The organism is Mesorhizobium sp. Ca11 (genome assembly GCF_020165275.1).
Classification (GTDB): Bacteria; Pseudomonadota; Alphaproteobacteria; order Rhizobiales; family Rhizobiaceae; genus Mesorhizobium.
The window spans coordinates 71,608-87,033 of the sequence record NZ_JAIUHU010000006.1; the positions used below are offsets into that span (position 1 = coordinate 71,608).

General features: G+C 63.5%; 14 protein-coding genes and 1 tRNA gene. 8 read left to right on the plus strand and 7 right to left on the minus strand.

The genetic code is table 11. The features are described from left to right. The first annotated feature begins 3 nt into the window (after positions 1-3). Together LB538_RS12530 and LB538_RS12535 are read left to right on the plus strand one after the other, a co-directional pair. Positions 4-1,374, plus strand: coding sequence for a pyruvate dehydrogenase complex dihydrolipoamide acetyltransferase (locus tag LB538_RS12530; RefSeq protein ID WP_224530628.1), 1,371 nt, complete (start codon positions 4-6; stop codon positions 1,372-1,374). A 134-nt stretch (positions 1,375-1,508) separates the two neighbouring features. Further along, positions 1,509-2,651 (plus strand): DUF930 domain-containing protein, encoded by a 1,143-nt coding sequence (locus LB538_RS12535; protein WP_224530624.1) that lies wholly within the window; start codon positions 1,509-1,511, stop codon positions 2,649-2,651. Position 2,652: 1 nt separating this feature from the next. On the opposite strand, the gene LB538_RS12540 is transcribed toward LB538_RS12535, so the two are convergent. Next, entirely contained in the window at positions 2,653-3,324 is a 672-nt protein-coding gene (locus LB538_RS12540) for an HAD family hydrolase (RefSeq protein ID WP_095767659.1), read from the minus strand. 89 nt (positions 3,325-3,413) lie between these two features. Then, complete coding sequence (locus LB538_RS12545) at positions 3,414-4,055, minus strand: hypothetical protein (RefSeq protein ID WP_224530619.1); 642 nt, start codon at positions 4,053-4,055, stop codon at positions 3,414-3,416. Positions 4,056-4,244: 189 nt separating this feature from the next. Between LB538_RS12545 and LB538_RS12550 the strand changes: the two genes are divergently transcribed. The 5 genes from LB538_RS12550 to ptsP are packed head-to-tail and all read left to right on the plus strand — an operon-like array spanning position 4,245 to position 8,963. Further along, entirely contained in the window at positions 4,245-4,682 is a 438-nt protein-coding gene (locus tag LB538_RS12550) for a transcriptional regulator GutM (RefSeq protein ID WP_095767894.1), read from the plus strand. Positions 4,683-4,734: 52 nt separating this feature from the next. After that, on the plus strand, positions 4,735-5,502 hold the full coding sequence (locus LB538_RS12555) for a PTS glucitol/sorbitol transporter subunit IIC (RefSeq protein ID WP_224530617.1): 768 nt from the start codon (positions 4,735-4,737) through the stop codon (positions 5,500-5,502). Between the two features lie 15 nt (positions 5,503-5,517). Next, positions 5,518-6,522, plus strand: coding sequence for a PTS glucitol/sorbitol transporter subunit IIB (locus tag LB538_RS12560; RefSeq protein ID WP_224530614.1), 1,005 nt, complete (start codon positions 5,518-5,520; stop codon positions 6,520-6,522). A gap of 26 nt (positions 6,523-6,548) precedes the next feature. Then, positions 6,549-6,929 (plus strand): PTS glucitol/sorbitol transporter subunit IIA, encoded by a 381-nt coding sequence (locus LB538_RS12565; RefSeq protein ID WP_224530611.1) that lies wholly within the window; start codon positions 6,549-6,551, stop codon positions 6,927-6,929. Between the two features lie 48 nt (positions 6,930-6,977). Next, a complete protein-coding gene (gene ptsP, locus LB538_RS12570) occupies positions 6,978-8,963 on the plus strand; it encodes a phosphoenolpyruvate--protein phosphotransferase (protein WP_224530609.1) in 1,986 nt (661 codons plus the stop codon). A 17-nt stretch (positions 8,964-8,980) separates the two neighbouring features. Here ptsP and LB538_RS12575 read toward each other — a convergent pair whose 3' ends face one another. Further along, positions 8,981-9,766: a hypothetical protein gene (locus LB538_RS12575; RefSeq protein WP_224530605.1), complete on the minus strand. Its 786-nt coding sequence runs from the start codon at positions 9,764-9,766 to the stop codon at positions 8,981-8,983. 149 nt (positions 9,767-9,915) lie between these two features. On the opposite strand from LB538_RS12575, the gene LB538_RS12580 reads away from it, so the two are divergent. Further along, a complete protein-coding gene (locus tag LB538_RS12580) occupies positions 9,916-10,929 on the plus strand; it encodes a sugar-binding transcriptional regulator (protein WP_224530602.1) in 1,014 nt (337 codons plus the stop codon). A 1-nt stretch (position 10,930) separates the two neighbouring features. Here LB538_RS12580 and LB538_RS12585 read toward each other — a convergent pair whose 3' ends face one another. From LB538_RS12585 to LB538_RS12600, 4 genes are all read right to left on the minus strand, one after another. Then, the gene (locus LB538_RS12585) at positions 10,931-12,001 is read right to left on the minus strand and encodes an acyltransferase family protein (RefSeq protein ID WP_224530599.1); all 1,071 of its coding nucleotides are present in this window, start codon (positions 11,999-12,001) and stop codon (positions 10,931-10,933) included. Between the two features lie 416 nt (positions 12,002-12,417). Continuing rightward, positions 12,418-12,494 (minus strand) — tRNA-Pro (locus LB538_RS12590). A gap of 54 nt (positions 12,495-12,548) precedes the next feature. Further along, positions 12,549-13,817 (minus strand): O-antigen ligase family protein, encoded by a 1,269-nt coding sequence (locus LB538_RS12595; RefSeq protein ID WP_224530596.1) that lies wholly within the window; start codon positions 13,815-13,817, stop codon positions 12,549-12,551. Beyond that, positions 13,814-15,349, minus strand: a complete 1,536-nt coding sequence (locus LB538_RS12600; protein ID WP_140842742.1) for an undecaprenyl-phosphate glucose phosphotransferase — start codon at positions 15,347-15,349, stop codon at positions 13,814-13,816. The genes LB538_RS12595 and LB538_RS12600 overlap by 4 nt, the downstream gene beginning before the upstream one ends. Positions 15,350-15,426 lie beyond the last annotated feature (77 nt).

A 15,426-nucleotide genomic window follows, 5' to 3' on the forward strand; every position in this document is an offset into this window, starting at 1 on the left:
GCGATGCCGACCGAAGTCATTCTTCCCAAGGTCGACATGGACATGGCGACCGGACAGATCTCGCGCTGGTTCGCCGAGGAGGGCTCGCACGTCAAGAAAGGCGACGTGCTTTTCGAAATCGAGACCGACAAGGCAGCGATGGAGATCGATGCGCCGGCCAGCGGCACGCTGCGCAACGTCACCGGCAAGGAGCGCGTCGACATTCCGGTCGGCGAGCCCGTCGCCTGGATTTACGCCGATGACGAGGTCTATGAATCAGGAACGACGCCGCAGAACAGGGCGCCAATCTCCCCCCTAGTGGGGGAGATGTCGGCGAAGCCGGCAGAGGGGGGCGCTGTCCCGCCAACGTCTCGTTCCTTCGCGCCCCCCTCTACCCTGCCGGGCATCCCCCCCACGGGGGGGGAGATCGGCCAATCGCAAGGCGAGCGCGCAACGCCGCTGGCGCGCCGCTTGGCTCGCGAAGCCGGTCTTAAGATAGCCGAAATACAAGGCAGCGGTCCGCGCGGCCGCGTCGTGCGCGCCGACGTCGAAGCCGCAGTCGCCGCGAAAGCCGCGGCCACCCCTGGTCAGCCAGCCACCGAGATTCCGGTCGAAATCCCGTCCGCTCCGGCCGCAGCCAAGCCGATCTCGGACGACCAGGTGCTGAAGCTGTTCGCCGAAGGCTCCTGCGAGCTCGTGCCGCATGACAATATGCGCAAGACCATCGCGCGTCGCCTGGTCGAAGCGAAGTCCACCATCCCGCATTTCTATTTGACGCTCGATTGCGAGCTCGATGCGCTGCTTGCGCTGCGCACGCAGCTCAATGCCGCAGCCCCGATGCGGAAGACCGAGAAGGGCGAGGCGCCAGCCTACAAGCTCTCGGTCAACGACATGGTGATCAAGACCATGGCGATGGCGCTGATGGCGGTGCCGGATGCCAACGCCTCCTGGACGGAGAACGCCATGGTCAAGCACAAGCACGCCGATATCGGCGTCGCCGTGTCGATTCCCGGCGGCCTGATCACGCCGATCATCCGGCATGCCGACGAAAAGACGCTGTCGGTCATCTCCAACGAGATGAAGGACCTGGCCAGCCGCGCCAGGAGCCGCAAGCTGAAGCCGGAAGAATATCAGGGCGGCACGACGGCGGTATCCAATCTCGGCATGTTCGGCGTCAAGGACTTTGCCGCCGTCATCAACCCGCCGCATGCGACGATCCTGGCAATCGGCGCCGGCGAGGAGCGGGCGGTGGTCAAGAAGGGCGAGATCAAGATAGCCACCGTGATGTCGGTGACCTTGTCGACCGATCACCGCGCCGTCGACGGCGCGCTTGGCGCGGAACTCCTCGGCGCCTTCAAGCGCTTGATCGAAAACCCGATGGGCATGCTGGTGTAAGCCAATCCCTGCAGGGCCTTGATCCGGCTTGCTTACGCCACAGGCCCTCCGATCACCGACTTGTCAGGCCGGCAGCTACCGCAAATCCCTGCCGGCGCTTGAAGCCGCCGTCATTTCGTTCCACATCGGGCGCAATGAACGGCAAGATGCGGGAATGGTTTCGGAATTGGCGGTGGGCCCTGGCCGCATCGCTATTCCTGCATGCCTTGATCGCAGCATTCTTGTTCTTTGGTCTGCCGAGACCCGATCAACAGCCGGATCACCAGGAACAGCCGGTCAATGTCGCGATCGTGCCGCCGCCCGAGCAGCCCAAGCCGAAGCCCGCTCCAAAGCCGCCGGAGCCGAAGCCTGAAAAGAAGGCTGAAAAGCCGCCCGAGCAAGCCGTGCAAAAGCCACCGCCGCAGCCGCCGAAACCCGACGACATTCCGGTTCTGAAGCGCGTTTTCCAATATGGCGAGAAGGATACCGGCCCGGAGAAATCTCCCGACGGCGGCAGCGCGCCGGCCAACGCCCCGTCGCCGCCCAAGGATGAACCCGCGAAGCCGCCCGTCTCATCGCAACCCGCGCCCAACCAGCCGGCTCCGCCTGCAACGCCCGAGCAGCAGGCGGACACCAACGAGGCTCAAGAGAAGCCGGTAACCACCGCGCCGGACGAAAAACCCGCGCAAAGCGAGGAGAAGCAGGCAACCGAGGACACTGACAAACAGCAGCCGCAAACCGCCGAAAAGCAAGCTGCCGAAACGCCAAAGCCGTTGACGGCCGAGGCCGGCGACAAGCCTGCGCCAGCCGAAAAGGCAAAGCCCAAGCCTTCCAAAGCTATGAAGTTCAAATCCGCAAGAGCTTTGAGAGCGCCAAGGGGAAACCCGGGAAGCTCAAGCCCCGCCGACAGCGAGGTCGCGGGATCGCCGATCTATTCCGGCCTTCCGGGCGTCAGAAAGCTTTACTCGCCAGGTGCGACCGGCAACGCGTTTGCCACAAGCTCGATGGAGAACGTGCCGCGCGATCAGCGCGTTGCCAATCTTTGCGCCAATGTTCTGAACCAGGAATTGCAGAGTGCCGATTACTCGCCCAAATGGCTGCCGACCATTCCCCTGAAGCAGGGCAATGTTCTTAACCCTCCGCAGGCTGCCTTCAGCACGACAACCCAGTGGTATGATCTGAGCTTCCGCTGCGAGGTCGACGCCGATGCAACGAGGGTCCTGTCCTTCAACTTCCGCGTGGGGGGATTGGTCCCGCCTGGGGAGTGGACGCGGCGTCGCTTCCCAAGTCTCCGCTAGTTCAGGCCGGGACACCAAGCCCGGCCAACTGCCGGCTGACGTCGTGCCAGTCGGCGCAGACGAAATCCGCGCCTGCGGCCTTCAGCCGGGCGCCGTGCTCGGGATAGGTATGCCCGCCGCCGGTATAGCCGATCGCGATCATGCCGGCCGCAACCGCGCCCTGGACGCCAAAAGGCGAATCTTCGACCACGATGCAGTCGGCGGGTTTCGCGCCCATTTTCTCGGCGGCGTAGAGGAAGATGTCGGGCGCCGGCTTGCCGTTCTTGACCATCGAGGAGGAAAAGATCGCCTCGCCAAAGAAGCGCGACAGTCCGGTCACCGACAGGCTGTGGTTGATGCGTTCGACCGAAGATGACGAGGCGACGCAGCGGTCGCCGGCAAGCGCGCTCAGGAACGGCAGGATCCCCGGTGTCGGCTTCAGCTCCTCCGAAAAGAGCAGCTTGGTCTCGGCCCAGATGTCGCCGTCGGCGGTGGGCGGGAACTGATGGCCGGTCAGTTCCTTGATTTTGACGATGATGTCGGCCTGCTTCATGCCGATGCATTGCGCGATGATGCCGCCATGGACGCCGGGCATGCCATGCTTCTCGTAGACGCGCTCATAGGCCTTGGCGGCCAGCGGTTCGCTGTCGACGAGAACGCCGTCGCAATCGAAAATCAGTCTAGGTTGCGCCACGCGCTTCTCCCGGCCTCTGTGCCAATAAGCACATCGCTATCGATAAAAAGTCAGATGTTCAATAGTGAGGCGGATGCATCTCCTGCGCATCAAAGCTGACGCAGCGCCTCGCTGGCCGGCGTGGATCCAAGCGCGCGCTGCATAGCCTGGCGCGACTGCGCACGATCGGGTGTGATCCAGTTGGGCTCGGCGCCGAGGAAGCGGTCGAGGAAGGCCACGGCATAGGCGGGCATTTCCGTCGCGTTCTCACGGTAGGACCACCAAGTGCGCAGGTCGTCGGCGCATTTGTCGATGCTGGGCGCCGTGCCGAACTCCTGCTCGTGCACAGCCAGAATCGCCGACACGCAGTAGTTGGTATAGAGAAATCCCTCCGGCCAGAAGCGCACGATTTCCGCCGTGCCAGCATTGGCTTCGGTCTCGATCATTTCGGTGAGTCCTGAGATCTCCCGCGCCGGCGCCTGCCGGATCAGCTCGCGCAGCACCAGCCCGGCGGCGAACACGATGAAGTCCGCGCGGTCGACAGCTGCGAATCGCTTCTGCGCTTCCATGACGTCGATCCAGTCGAGAAAGGCGCGTGTCAGCTTGGCCTCGTCGATCTCGAAACGAACGCCGAACGTTTCCGACACCACCTTCGCGCTGCTGCGGAATGTGGCGCGAAACCAGCGCAGCTGCCGCAGCCGGTGACGAAGGTCCGGCATAAGCGCCAGTTCGTGCCTGAAAGGCAGATCCATGTCTCTGATCCCGTTTGACGACAGGCTAGCACAGGCGCTGCCGTTGCCGAAATCGGTCAGCCGCCTGTGGAGCGTTACGGCGGCTAATATAATACATGTTGACATTCTAGGAAACAAATGTTCTCACTTTCGGGTCATCTCGCCTCCGTCCAATATGTGCCGGAGGAAGAGAATCGGGAGGAAACCGAAATGGCGATCTGGCAGTGGGCACTGCTTCTGCTGTTTGTTGTCTGGGCGCTGCAATCACTGGGCGTCTGGCTGCAGATGCGGCATTATGCGGACGTCTTCAAAGGCGTCACCGGAGAGTTCAAGGACGGCTTTGTCGGAGCCGGCAATTTCCGCGGCCGGCTCGCCAAGGGCACCATCGCGCTCGTCGTCGTGACGCCGGACCTCATCGTGCGCCGCATGATGGTCATGAGCGGCCGTTCGGTGCTCACCAAGTTCAAGCGACATGAAGAATTCGAGGGGATTCCCCTCGATCGACTCCGGTCCAACCCTGCGATCATGGGGGAGGGGGAACCCGGTGTGGCCGAGGCCGTGAAACGGGCGATCGAGCAGATCGACCGCGCACGGTCGGAGCCGGGGAAGAAGCCGGGCCTGTCCGGTTTGAACGTAGCAAGGGCTTAAGCGACGCCGGCAGCCGGCTGGGAATGACCGGCGGGGGTCATAAGGAGGAGAAATGTCTGTAATTTCGTTATTGGCGCAGCATGCCGATCTGGCGGTGCACAACCTGCATATCGCAGGCACCATGGTCTCGGATGCTGCCTGGCACGGCAAGCTCGGCGTCGAGCATGCTACCGACCATCTCGTGGTCCTGGCGCAGGCGACGACCGACAATGCGCCCGTCACCGCCGATCAGCTCAAGGAACAGCTGAAGAATGTGCAGCAGGAAGAGCAGCTCGGCTGGCTGACCGCCATCGGCAAATATTTCATCGGCATCTTCCAGAAGGGCGGCGAAGTGTTCGCCGGCTTCGTCACCGGCATCATCCCGACGCTGGTCGTGCTGATGACCGCCTTCTACGCCATCACCGAACTGGTCGGCGAGGAGCGCGTCCACGGCCTGGCGCGCGGCGCCGGCCGTATCGCGCTGACCCGCTACACCGTGCTGCCGGTCCTGTCGGTGTTCTTCCTCACCAACCCGATGGCCTACACTTTCGGCTCCTTCCTCGAAGAAAAGCACAAGCCTGCCTTCTACGACGCGGCGGTGTCCTACGTGCATCCGCCACTCGGCCTGTTCCCGCATATCAACCCCGGCGAATATTTCGTCTGGGGCGGCATGCTGGTCGCGCTGCTCGATCTCGAGAAGCGGGGCGTCATCGCCAACGGCTATCACGTCAAGGTGGCCATCTGGTACGCCATCGTCGGCCTCGTCGTCATCCTGCTCAAGGGCATCCTGACCGAACGCATCACGGCCATCATGGCACGCCGCCAGGGCGTCGAGCTCTAAGGGCGGGAGGACACCATGGCCAAGACATACAAGGCAGTAAAGATCTCGAGGGGCTCCACCGGGTGGGGCGGGCCTCTGGTCATCGAGCCGACCGAACAGCGCAACAAGGTCGTGTCGGTAACCGGCGGCGGCATTCATCCGGTGGCGCAGCTTATCGCCGATATGACTGGCGCCGAAGCGGTCGACGGCTTCAAGTCGCCGCCGATCGAAAGCGAGATGGCGGTCGTCGTCGTCGACTGCGGCGGCACCGCGCGCTGCGGCGTCTATCCGCGCAAGCGTATCCCGACCGTCAACCTGACGCCGGTCGGCCAGGCGGGTCCGCTCGCCCAGTTCATCACGGAAGACATCTACGTTTCGGGCGTGAAGCCGGCCAACGTCACAATGGCGGACGGATCCGAGGCGGTCACCACTGCGGGGGGAGCAGCATCGATGAGTTCAAGCAACAACACCACTGCCAGGGCGGCCGAGCCGCTGCCGAGCGAAGGCGGGCTTATCGGCCTGATCAGCTCGATCGGCCGCGTCATGGGCCGTGTCGTCGGCATCTTCTTCAACTCCGGCCGCCGCACCATCGATCAGGTTATCCGCAACGTGCTGCCCTTCATGGCCTTCGTGACCATGCTGATCGGCCTGATCCTCTACACCGGCATCGGCGACGTGCTGGCACAGCCGATGGGACCCTTGGCCAACAACATCGTCGGCCTGCTGGTCATCTCGGCCATCTGCGGCCTGCCGTTCCTGTCGCCCATCCTTGGCCCAGGCGCGGTCATCGCCCAGGTCATCGGCGTCGCCATCATCGGGCCGCAGATCGCCAACGGCACCATCTCGCCCGCAATGGCTTTGCCGGCGTTGTTTGCCTACAACACCCAAGTGGGCTGCGACTTCGTTCCCGTCGGTCTGGCGCTCGGTGAAGCCAAGCCGAAGACGATCGAGATCGGCGTGCCGGCGGTGCTCATCAGCCGCCAGATCATGGGCCCGGTCTCCGTGCTGATCGCATGGATCGTCTCCCTGATCGTGTTCTAAAAACGCGTAACAACGAGGTTCGCCATATGTCGGTTCTTCTCAAGACACGGGTCACTGCTGTCGGACCCGAAGTGGCGGACCTCGCCGAAGGCGGCGTGGTCATCCTGTTCGCGGATGGCTCGCCTCCTGAACTCGCCGAAGTCTCGGTGCTGCACTTGGCAGAGCAGGGGCCTAGTGACGACGCGCCGCAAAAGGGCGCGTCGATCACGCTCGGACCGGTTTCGGCGACGATAACGGCGGTCGGCTCCACGGCCTGGAGCAAGGTCCGGGAAATGGGTCATGTCGTGATCTCCTTCAACGGAGCATCCGAGGCCGAAAGGCCGGGCGAGGTTTGCGCATCCGAGGTCGACACCGGGGCGCTCGTGGCGGCGCTGACGCCAGGCGCTGTCATCACCATCGCCGCCTGATAATATCCGCGCTGTCTGTCGACGGCGCCCAAGCCTAGAGTAATTGCCATGGAACGCTCGACCATCGTCAGAGTGCACGAAGGTTTGCACGCCCGTCCCGCCACGCGGTTCGTGAAGCTTGCGAAGGGTTTCGAATCCGACGTAGAGCTGGTCAAGGACGGCAAGGCGGTCAGCGCCAAGAGCTCGGTCAAGCTGATGCTCCTGGCTGTCAAGGAGAACCAGGAAGTCACCGTGCGCGCCAACGGCGCCGACGCGATCGAGGCGATTGAGGCGCTGATCGGCTATCTTGAGAACCCGCGCGCCGGCCTCGACGACGAGGGCGAGGCGGGTGATGAGGGCTCGCAAGCCGCAGCCCCGGCGCCCGCTCGTGAGGCCGCGCAGCCTTCTGCCGCAGCGGTGGATGGAACCCCGAAACTTCAAGGCGTCGCCGCAAGCGAGGGCGTGGCGATCGGGCCGGCCTTTGCCCATTTCCCGCCGGAGATCGAGGGACCGGGCAGACGCCTGCCGGCCGATGAGATCGACGGCGAGCTCGAGCGCTTCCGCGGCGCCGTCGCCAGCGTCCAGGCGCGCATGGACCGCACGCTTGCCGAGAACAATCTCTCCGCTGGCGACCGCGGCATCGTCGCCGCTTTGCGCGACATCGCCGCCGACGACAGCCTGACCGGCGAGGCGGAGAAGCTGATCAAGGAAGGCGATGACGCGGTGTCCGCCGTCATCGGCGCGGCGGCCACCATTGCCGCCGATTTCGGCGCGGTCGACGACCACTATCTCAACGCCCGGGCCGACGACGTCCATGCCGTCGGCAGGCAGATCTGCCTGGCGCTGCTCGGCCAGGACGAAGTCAGCCTGGAAACCATCCCGCAGGGCGCGATCCTGATTGCCGACGACATCGGCGCCTGGGATCTGGCGCGCGCGCCGCTGAAGCGCATCGGCGGCGTGGTCTGCGGCCATGGCGGCGCCACCTCGCACATTGCCATCATCGCCCGCTCGCACGGCATCCCGGCGGTGCTCGGTCTGGGCGACAAGGTCAACGAGCTGCGAACCGCCAAAGAGGTTGCGATCGACGGCAGTGCCGGGCATGTGATCGTCGACCCTGACGAGACCGCGCAGGCTGACTTCACCCGGCGCGTCGAGGCTGCCGCGCAGGAGCGCGCCGGGCTGAAAGTGTTCAAAGGCGTGACGCCGACGCGCGCCGACGGCACGGTGATCGAGGTCGCGGCCAATATCGGCTCGCTGGAGGAGATCGAGACGGCGCAGGAAGCAGGTGCCATGGGGGTCGGCCTGTTCCGAACCGAACTGCTCTTCATGCGCCACATGCATCTGCCGTCGGAAGAGATGCAGGCCGAAACCTACAGCGCGCTGGCCAAGGCCTTCGCGCCGCATCCGGTCATCGTGCGCACGCTCGACATCGGCGGCGACAAGCCGATCGCCGGCATCGAATTTCCGGACGAGGAGAATCCCTTCCTCGGCTGGCGCGGCATCCGCATGTGCCTGGACCGCCCCGACATCTTCAAGAAGCAGCTGCGGGCGCTGTTGCGCGCCGCCGTCCACGGTAACATCAAGGTGATGCTGCCGATGGTCTCGGAGATCGCGGAGGTCACGCGCACGCGCGCGCTGGTCGACGAATGCGCGGCTGAATTGAAGGCCGAAGGCGTGCCGCATGCGAGCTTCGACCTCGGCGTGATGATCGAGACGCCAGCCGCCGTGCTGATCGCGCCGGCACTGGCGAAGGAGGTGGCGTTCTTTTCGATCGGCACCAACGACCTGACCCAGTACATCATGGCCGCCGACCGTCTCAATCCGACGGTCGCCAAGCTCAACGACGTCACCAATCCGGCCGTGATGTCGGCGATCGAGCTGACGGCGAAGGCGGGTGTCGCCGCCGGCATCATGGTGGGCATGTGCGGCGAGGCTGCCGGCCGTCCGGACCTGATCCCCACCTTCATCGGGATGGGCCTGACCGAGCTCAGCATGAGCCCGGCCTCGATCCAGCGCGCCAAGAAGACGATCGCGGCCATGGCGGCCGAGCGATAGCGGATGATTCGCGGCGGTTACGTCAGATGCGCGAGCAGGGTGGCGAATATGGGTGTCAGTTCCTGGACGGCATTGGCTTGGACGCAAGCCTGCCGGATGCGATCCTCCCGCACTTGGGCCGCCAGCACTGCGATCTCGAGAATGTCGGGCTCGGGCGTGCCGCCGTCTGCCTTGGTCGCCAGTCCGCAGGCAAGCACCACGGGCGCGAGGCACCTGATGTCGAGTGATCGGTCGCTGGCTATCGCCGGGCCTGGACCGGTCTCGCCAGACTGAACCGGGCGGTGGTTGAGGCATTCGACGAGGAGAGCCGCGCAGGCCGCCGCGACCTGGTCCGTCGATGCCGCGTCCGTCGTCGCGCCGGTCAGGAGGTCCGCGTAGCGCTTGCGCATTGCGACATGCACGGCGGAAAAGCTCGCCTCGTGGACGCGCGGATTGTCGATTCCGTAGCCGGCAAGGACCGTGCGGGTCAGATAATACATGTCGCGCCTGAACTGACGCTCGCCGCCGATCTGCCGGTCTTCATCGCCGTGCGGGAAATAGATCCGCAGGCTTTTGACGGTCGTGCCGTCGACCTTGAGCGGTCGGGAATGCGGTACGAAGGATTCGGCGATCGTCAGCGCCTCGTCGACGGCGCTCGCGGCATGGCCGAGCAGGCTACGGCCCGGGAAAGGAGGCAAATTGCCGGCGAGATCGTGCGCGGGGTCGCCGGCGCTGTCGTGGCGGTTCTGGCGGATGGCGTCGCGCAGCTCCCGAAGCCGGTCCTTCAGGTTGGCGCGGACGTCTTCCGAAATTTGTCGCAGCATCGCCAATTGCCTCGAAATGCTGAAGCCGGTCACGGCTTTGGGCGTCAGCCGCCCTCTCTAGATTGTTCGTCTCGCTTGGTAGATCAATAGGCGATATTTAACCAGCATGCAGAATCGGCGAGGTGTCACCGCCGGGGTTGGAGGGGAAATTGGGCAGGCGACGGCAGGGCGAACCAGAAAACGGCAGGGCGGCGGCCGAGGCATCCGAGCAGGTCGTCAGCGAAAGCCGGACTGACCGCCTCAGGATCCGCGCCGCCTGGATGTATTTCGTCGAACAGATGACGCAAAACGAGATCGCCGACGTGCTGGGCGTCGGCCGCGTTACCATCGTGCGCATGCTGGCGGAGGCGAGGGCGCGCAACGAGGTGAAGATCACCATCGAGAGCGAGCTCCTGGAGATCGTGCGGCTGGAGCGCGCGCTGGAGCGGACCTTTGGCCTGCAGCAGGCGCTGGTGGCGCCGCTCACCGATCCCAATGCCGACCCGATCCCGGCAATCGCCGCCAAGACCGGCATGTTCCTGTCCGACGCGATGAAATCCGGCATGCGGGTCGGCGTCGGCTGGGGCGTGACGCTGTTCAACACCTTGCCCTTCATCAGCGCCAAATCGCTAACCGATTTCAGCGTGATTTCGCTGCTTGGCGGCGTCGGCGTCGCGCGCCGGGTCAACCCGGCCGAGTTCGCCTGGCGCTTCGCCCAGATCTTCCAGGGTGACGGCTATCTGATGCCGACGCCTGCGGTCGTGGACAGCGTCGAGACAAAAATCGCGCTGGTCGAGCGCTGCGGCCTGCAGGAGATTTTTGAGATGGCCGATGCGCTCGACGCCGTGCTGCTCAGCGTCGGCGGGATCGCTTCGGCCACCACCTTCTCGCGCGGCGGCTTCCTGAAGGAAGCGGACCGCGAGGCGCTGCTTGCGCGCGGCGCCGTCGGCGATCTCCTGTTCCATTTCTATGACCGCAATGGCGATCTGGTCGACCATCCCGTCAACAGCCATGTGATGTCGGTGGATGTCGACCGCCTGCGCAAGGCGCCGATCCGCATCCTCACCTCCGGCGGCGCGGAAAAGACCGAGGCGCTGCTCGGCGCCATGAACCTGATTGCGCCGACCATCCTGATCACCGACGAGGAAAGCGCGCGCCGCATGCTCACGGCGCATGGCGCTTGAATCATGCGACGGAAGGGCTCGCTCGCTGCGGAATTGAGGAGCGCAGGTGCTTGCGGGCAGGTTCCTCCACCAGAATGAAAACGACGACCGAGATAACGACCAGCAAAGGCTGGTACAAAAGACTTCCGACCCAATCCCATTCTCCGGTGAACAGCACCGGAATCCACTTTCGCACCGGGATTTGCAGGATGTAGAGGGCATAGCTTGCATTGCCCAGCAGCACGAGCGGCTTGTACGACAGCACGCGTTGGGTCTTGCCGTCATTCACGGCGCATGTCGCAATCAGCGCGACAAAGCCGATCGCCGCGAAACCCCCTGTCGTCACCATGCGTGTCGCGACAAGCGTGGCAACCGTGAACGCCATGGCCAGAATGGCTGCCCGGTCGCTGCGGAAGCGATCGAACGCGCCGGCCCTAAACAGCAGAGCGCAAATGATGCCGGTCATGAATTCGGGCAGCCTCAGCAGCGGGAGAGGCACCAGCTTCATCCAGCCGAACGCAAGGTAGCCGGTCGGTCCGAGACCCGGCAGACACATAACTACGAAAATCAGCACCAAAGCTGCCAGGCTGATCCACAGGACTCCGGTCGTAAGCCTTGAAAGGACGGGAAGCAATAACGGGAACACAAGATAGAAAAAGAACTCGATCGAGAGTGTCCAACCCGGAGGATTCCAGAAGAATCCGAGCATTGTCGTTGGTGCGCCCCAGGCCTGAACAAGGCCAAGTGTCGCCACGGATGCAAGCGGGTGATCCAAAGGCATGCTTGTCAGCGGCAGAGCCACAATAAGGGCAAGGAGATAGATTGGATAAATTCTGGAAAACCTCGCTAAGGCGAACTGACGGACCTCGTACCAGTCAGACATCTTGTCGAAGTAGGAATGGGTTAGGATGAAGCCGGACAGCAGGAAGAAGAACGAGACGCCCAGATAGCCGTTCTGCACAAAATTGGCGATCGGGGGCGGCGCTCCGTCAATGTCTGCCGAATGGAAGGCAAGCACATAGAGAGCGGCGAAAAATCGCAAGCTGGTCAGCTGTGTGAGGCTCGATCCCGCTGAAGAAGGCTTCGGTTTCATACAGAGTGCCGTTGCTGTAAGCGCGAAGCGGTGCTCAGAACTGTCGATACTGCTTCGAATCCTATACGCCGAGCCGCATTAACAAATCCGTTAACGCTCCACGCCGGTGTCAGCGCCCGGCGCCATGGGGAGAACGGAGGCGCTGCTCGGCGCCATGCACGTCACTGCGTCGACGATTCTGATCGCCGATGAAGAAGCGCACCGCATGCCCCACTGGCGGACGGACAACGATCTTCTTGTTCTTCGGCCTCCTGGCCAGATAGATCTTCCGCTCGCGTGACAGCCCCCAAGCTTCTGCCGATAAGTCGCGGAACTACTCTAAAATCAACGAGAAGCTGTTTTTGGACCAAACGGTTGCCCAAGGAGCGGAAGCCTTCGGCTCAACCTAAGAACTTGGGGGGAAGTTCTCTTTCAAATGGTCGGAGTGGCCGGATTCGAACCGACGACCCCTTGACCCCCAGTCAAGTGCGCTACCGGGCTGCGCTACACTCCGGACCGGGTGGCGATGTATCGTGATAAGGCGGTGCGGGTCAACCGAATTCGGTGCCTATCGCGCAGGTGAAATTGCAGGCAGGGATGCAGACCTCGCCAGCCGCAATTCCCGCTGGTGCCGGTACTCCAGCGCGATCGCGCCCCAGACCAGACCCATCAGCAGGTAGAGATGACGCCAGTGGTCGATGTCGATGAAGGTGCCCAGCCCGATATTGCCGAGATAGGCGACATAGGCGCAAAGCAGATAGGGCTGCCACGGCCGGTCGCGCAGAAGGATGCGGAAGCCGGCGCCGATCGTCCATAGCGTCAGCGTCAGGAATGAGACGAAGCCGAGCCAGCCATAATCCATCAGCGCCTTCAGCCAGATGTCGTGCGTGTCCTCGCCATAGATCGTGCCGAAGACCAGTGGGCCGATGCCGAACGGGTGCTCCATCGCCAGCTGGAAGCCGATCGAATAGCGGGCGAAGCGGCCGAGCCGCGCCGAATCGTAGCTCTGCTCAAGCTGCGCGCGCTGCGTGAACATGTCCGACACGCCAGGCAACTGCAGGATGACGATGAGGGCGATGACCAGCAGCGCCGCGGCCGCGATCGTCATCACCACCACGCGAAGCTTGAACTTGCCACTGGCGCTCTGCAGGAATAGGCAGGCGGTGAGCAGCACCGCCGACACGGCGAACATGCCCCAGGCGCCGCGCGAGAACGAGAAGAAGATGCCGGCGGTGATGATGAGCAGCGGCACCGCCAGAAACGGCATCCGCGACACCGGGCCGGTCAAGAGCAGATAGAGCAGATAGGTGCCCGGCAGCACCAGGAACGGCCCGAACACGTTCGGATCCTGGAAGGCACCGGCGGCGCGGTCGTATTTGGTGAACATTTCCGCGCCCGGAAAGGCATGAAAGTAACCGGCGATGCCGAGCAGCGACGTCGCCACCGCCGACAAGACATAGGCGATGAAGATCAGCCGGTAGAGGCTCGGCTGGACCGAGGTCACCGAGGCGAAGAACACCGCGCTGAAGGCCAAAAACAGCGAAACGGCGAGATAGAGCGGCGTGTTGGCCAGGTCGGCCATCTGCGTCATGGCGATCATGCCGCCGATATTCATCGCCACCAGAAGCACCAGCAGGGGCACGATCGCGCGCGAAATTCGAAGGCCGAACAGCGCCCAGACCGCGATCAGCCCTGCCATGTAGATTTCATAGGGCGCCGGCTCGCTGATGACGAAGCCGGAAAGCAGGATGCCGACGCCGATCGCAGCCGATGCGATCAGCGAGATCAGCTTGGCGTTAACCGCCTGCGGCGGCAATTCACTGGCGATGGCGCTCAATAGGCGTTTTCCGTGTTGAGCAGGCGGATCGGCGTCAGGAACAGGATGCGCAGGTCGAACAGCATCGACCAGTTCTCGATGTAATAGAGGTCGTATTCGGTGCGCATGCGGATCTTTTCGTTGGTGTCCATCTCGCCGCGCCATCCGTTGATCTGCGCCCAGCCGGTGACGCCGGGCTTGACCTTGTGGCGGGCGAAGTAGCCGTCCACCACCTCGTTGTAGAGAAGGTTGTGCGACTGCGCGGCGATGGCATGCGGGCGCGGCCCGACCAGCGACAGTGAGCCGAACAGCGAGTTGAAGAACTGCGGCAGCTCGTCGATCGAGGTCTTGCGGATGAAGCGGCCGACGCGGGTGACGCGCGGATCGTTCTTGGTCACCGTCTGCTTGGCGGTCGGATCGGAGCGGTCGGTGAACATCGAACGGAACTTGTAGACCTCGATGATCTCGTTATTGAAGCCGTGCCGCTTCTGCTTGAACAGCACGGGGCCCTTGCTGTCGAGCTTGATGGCGATCGCGGTGACGAGCATCACCGGCGAGAAGACGATGATCCCGATGAGTGAAAAGACGATGTCGAAGGCGCGCTTGGCGACCGAATCCCAGTCGTTGATCGGCTTGTCGAAGATATCGAGCATCGGCACCGAGCCGATATAGGAATAGGCGCGCGGCCGGAACTGCAGCGCGTTGGAATGTGCCGAAAGCCGGATATCGACCGGCAGCACCCAGAGTTTCTTCAGAAGCTGCAAGACGCGCGATTCGGCGGTCAGCGGCAACGACACGATCAGCATGTCGATGCGCGCGATGCGGGCGAATTCGATGAGCTCGGAGATGGTGCCGAGCTTCGGATAGCCGGCGACGATCGGCGGCGAGCGCTTGTCGTTGCGGTCGTCGAAGATGCCGCAGATGCGGATGTCGTTGTAGGGCTGCTTCTCGACCGAGCGGATCAGCTGCTCGGCCGCCTTGCCGCCGCCGACGATGAGTGCGCGGCGCTCCATGCGGCCGTCGCGCGCCCAGCGCCGGATGAGGCTGGACATCACGAGTCTCAGGCCGAAGATCAGCGCGAAGCCGGCTACGAACCAGGTGCCGAACAACAGGCGCGAATAGTCTTCCGACGCCTTGATGGCGAAGGCGGTGAGCGCCATCAGCGCGAAGCTGCCGGCCCAGACCAGCAGCACGCGGCCGAAATTCGCGAGGGGGCGCATCAGCGCCGCAATCTGGTAGCAATCGGTCACGTCGAGCAGCACCACGGCCAGGAACGACGTAGCCGCGATCGCCAACGGATACTGCCAGGCCAGATAGCTGAAGAAGCCGACATAGTAGAAATAGACGCCGAGCCCAGACAGGAACAGCATCGCGAACTCGACCATGCGCAGCACGCCGCTGACCATGATCGGCGACATGGTATCACGCCGGTATTGCGAAGCGACCTGGCGCGCCACATCGTTGATGCCGCCAGGCTTTTCGCCATCGGCGGGAGCATCGTAGTTGCGCACCGCATCCATGGAAAAGCGGTGCGCGGGGTCGATCTCATTCATGGGAACTGTCCGCGAGCTTCGCGCAACTGCATAGCAAAAGAGAGCTAAGAAAGCCTTGAAACAACCGGTGGTTTTGG

Bases quoted from the DNA above. Each gene is read 5' to 3' on its own strand.
- LB538_RS12530 (WP_224530628.1), top strand. From the start codon at position 4: ATGCCGACCGAAGTCATTCTTCCCAAGGTCGACATGGACATGGCGACC.
- LB538_RS12535 (WP_224530624.1), top strand. From the start codon at position 1,509: ATGAACGGCAAGATGCGGGAATGGTTTCGGAATTGGCGGTGGGCCCTG.
- LB538_RS12545 (WP_224530619.1), bottom strand. From the start codon at position 4,055: ATGGATCTGCCTTTCAGGCACGAACTGGCGCTTATGCCGGACCTTCGT.
- LB538_RS12550 (WP_095767894.1), top strand. From the start codon at position 4,245: ATGGCGATCTGGCAGTGGGCACTGCTTCTGCTGTTTGTTGTCTGGGCG.
- LB538_RS12555 (WP_224530617.1), top strand. From the start codon at position 4,735: ATGTCTGTAATTTCGTTATTGGCGCAGCATGCCGATCTGGCGGTGCAC.
- LB538_RS12560 (WP_224530614.1), top strand. From the start codon at position 5,518: ATGGCCAAGACATACAAGGCAGTAAAGATCTCGAGGGGCTCCACCGGG.
- LB538_RS12565 (WP_224530611.1), top strand. From the start codon at position 6,549: ATGTCGGTTCTTCTCAAGACACGGGTCACTGCTGTCGGACCCGAAGTG.
- ptsP (WP_224530609.1), top strand. From the start codon at position 6,978: ATGGAACGCTCGACCATCGTCAGAGTGCACGAAGGTTTGCACGCCCGT.
- LB538_RS12575 (WP_224530605.1), bottom strand. From the start codon at position 9,766: ATGCTGCGACAAATTTCGGAAGACGTCCGCGCCAACCTGAAGGACCGG.
- LB538_RS12585 (WP_224530599.1), bottom strand. From the start codon at position 12,001: ATGAAACCGAAGCCTTCTTCAGCGGGATCGAGCCTCACACAGCTGACC.
- LB538_RS12600 (WP_140842742.1), bottom strand. From the start codon at position 15,349: ATGAATGAGATCGACCCCGCGCACCGCTTTTCCATGGATGCGGTGCGC.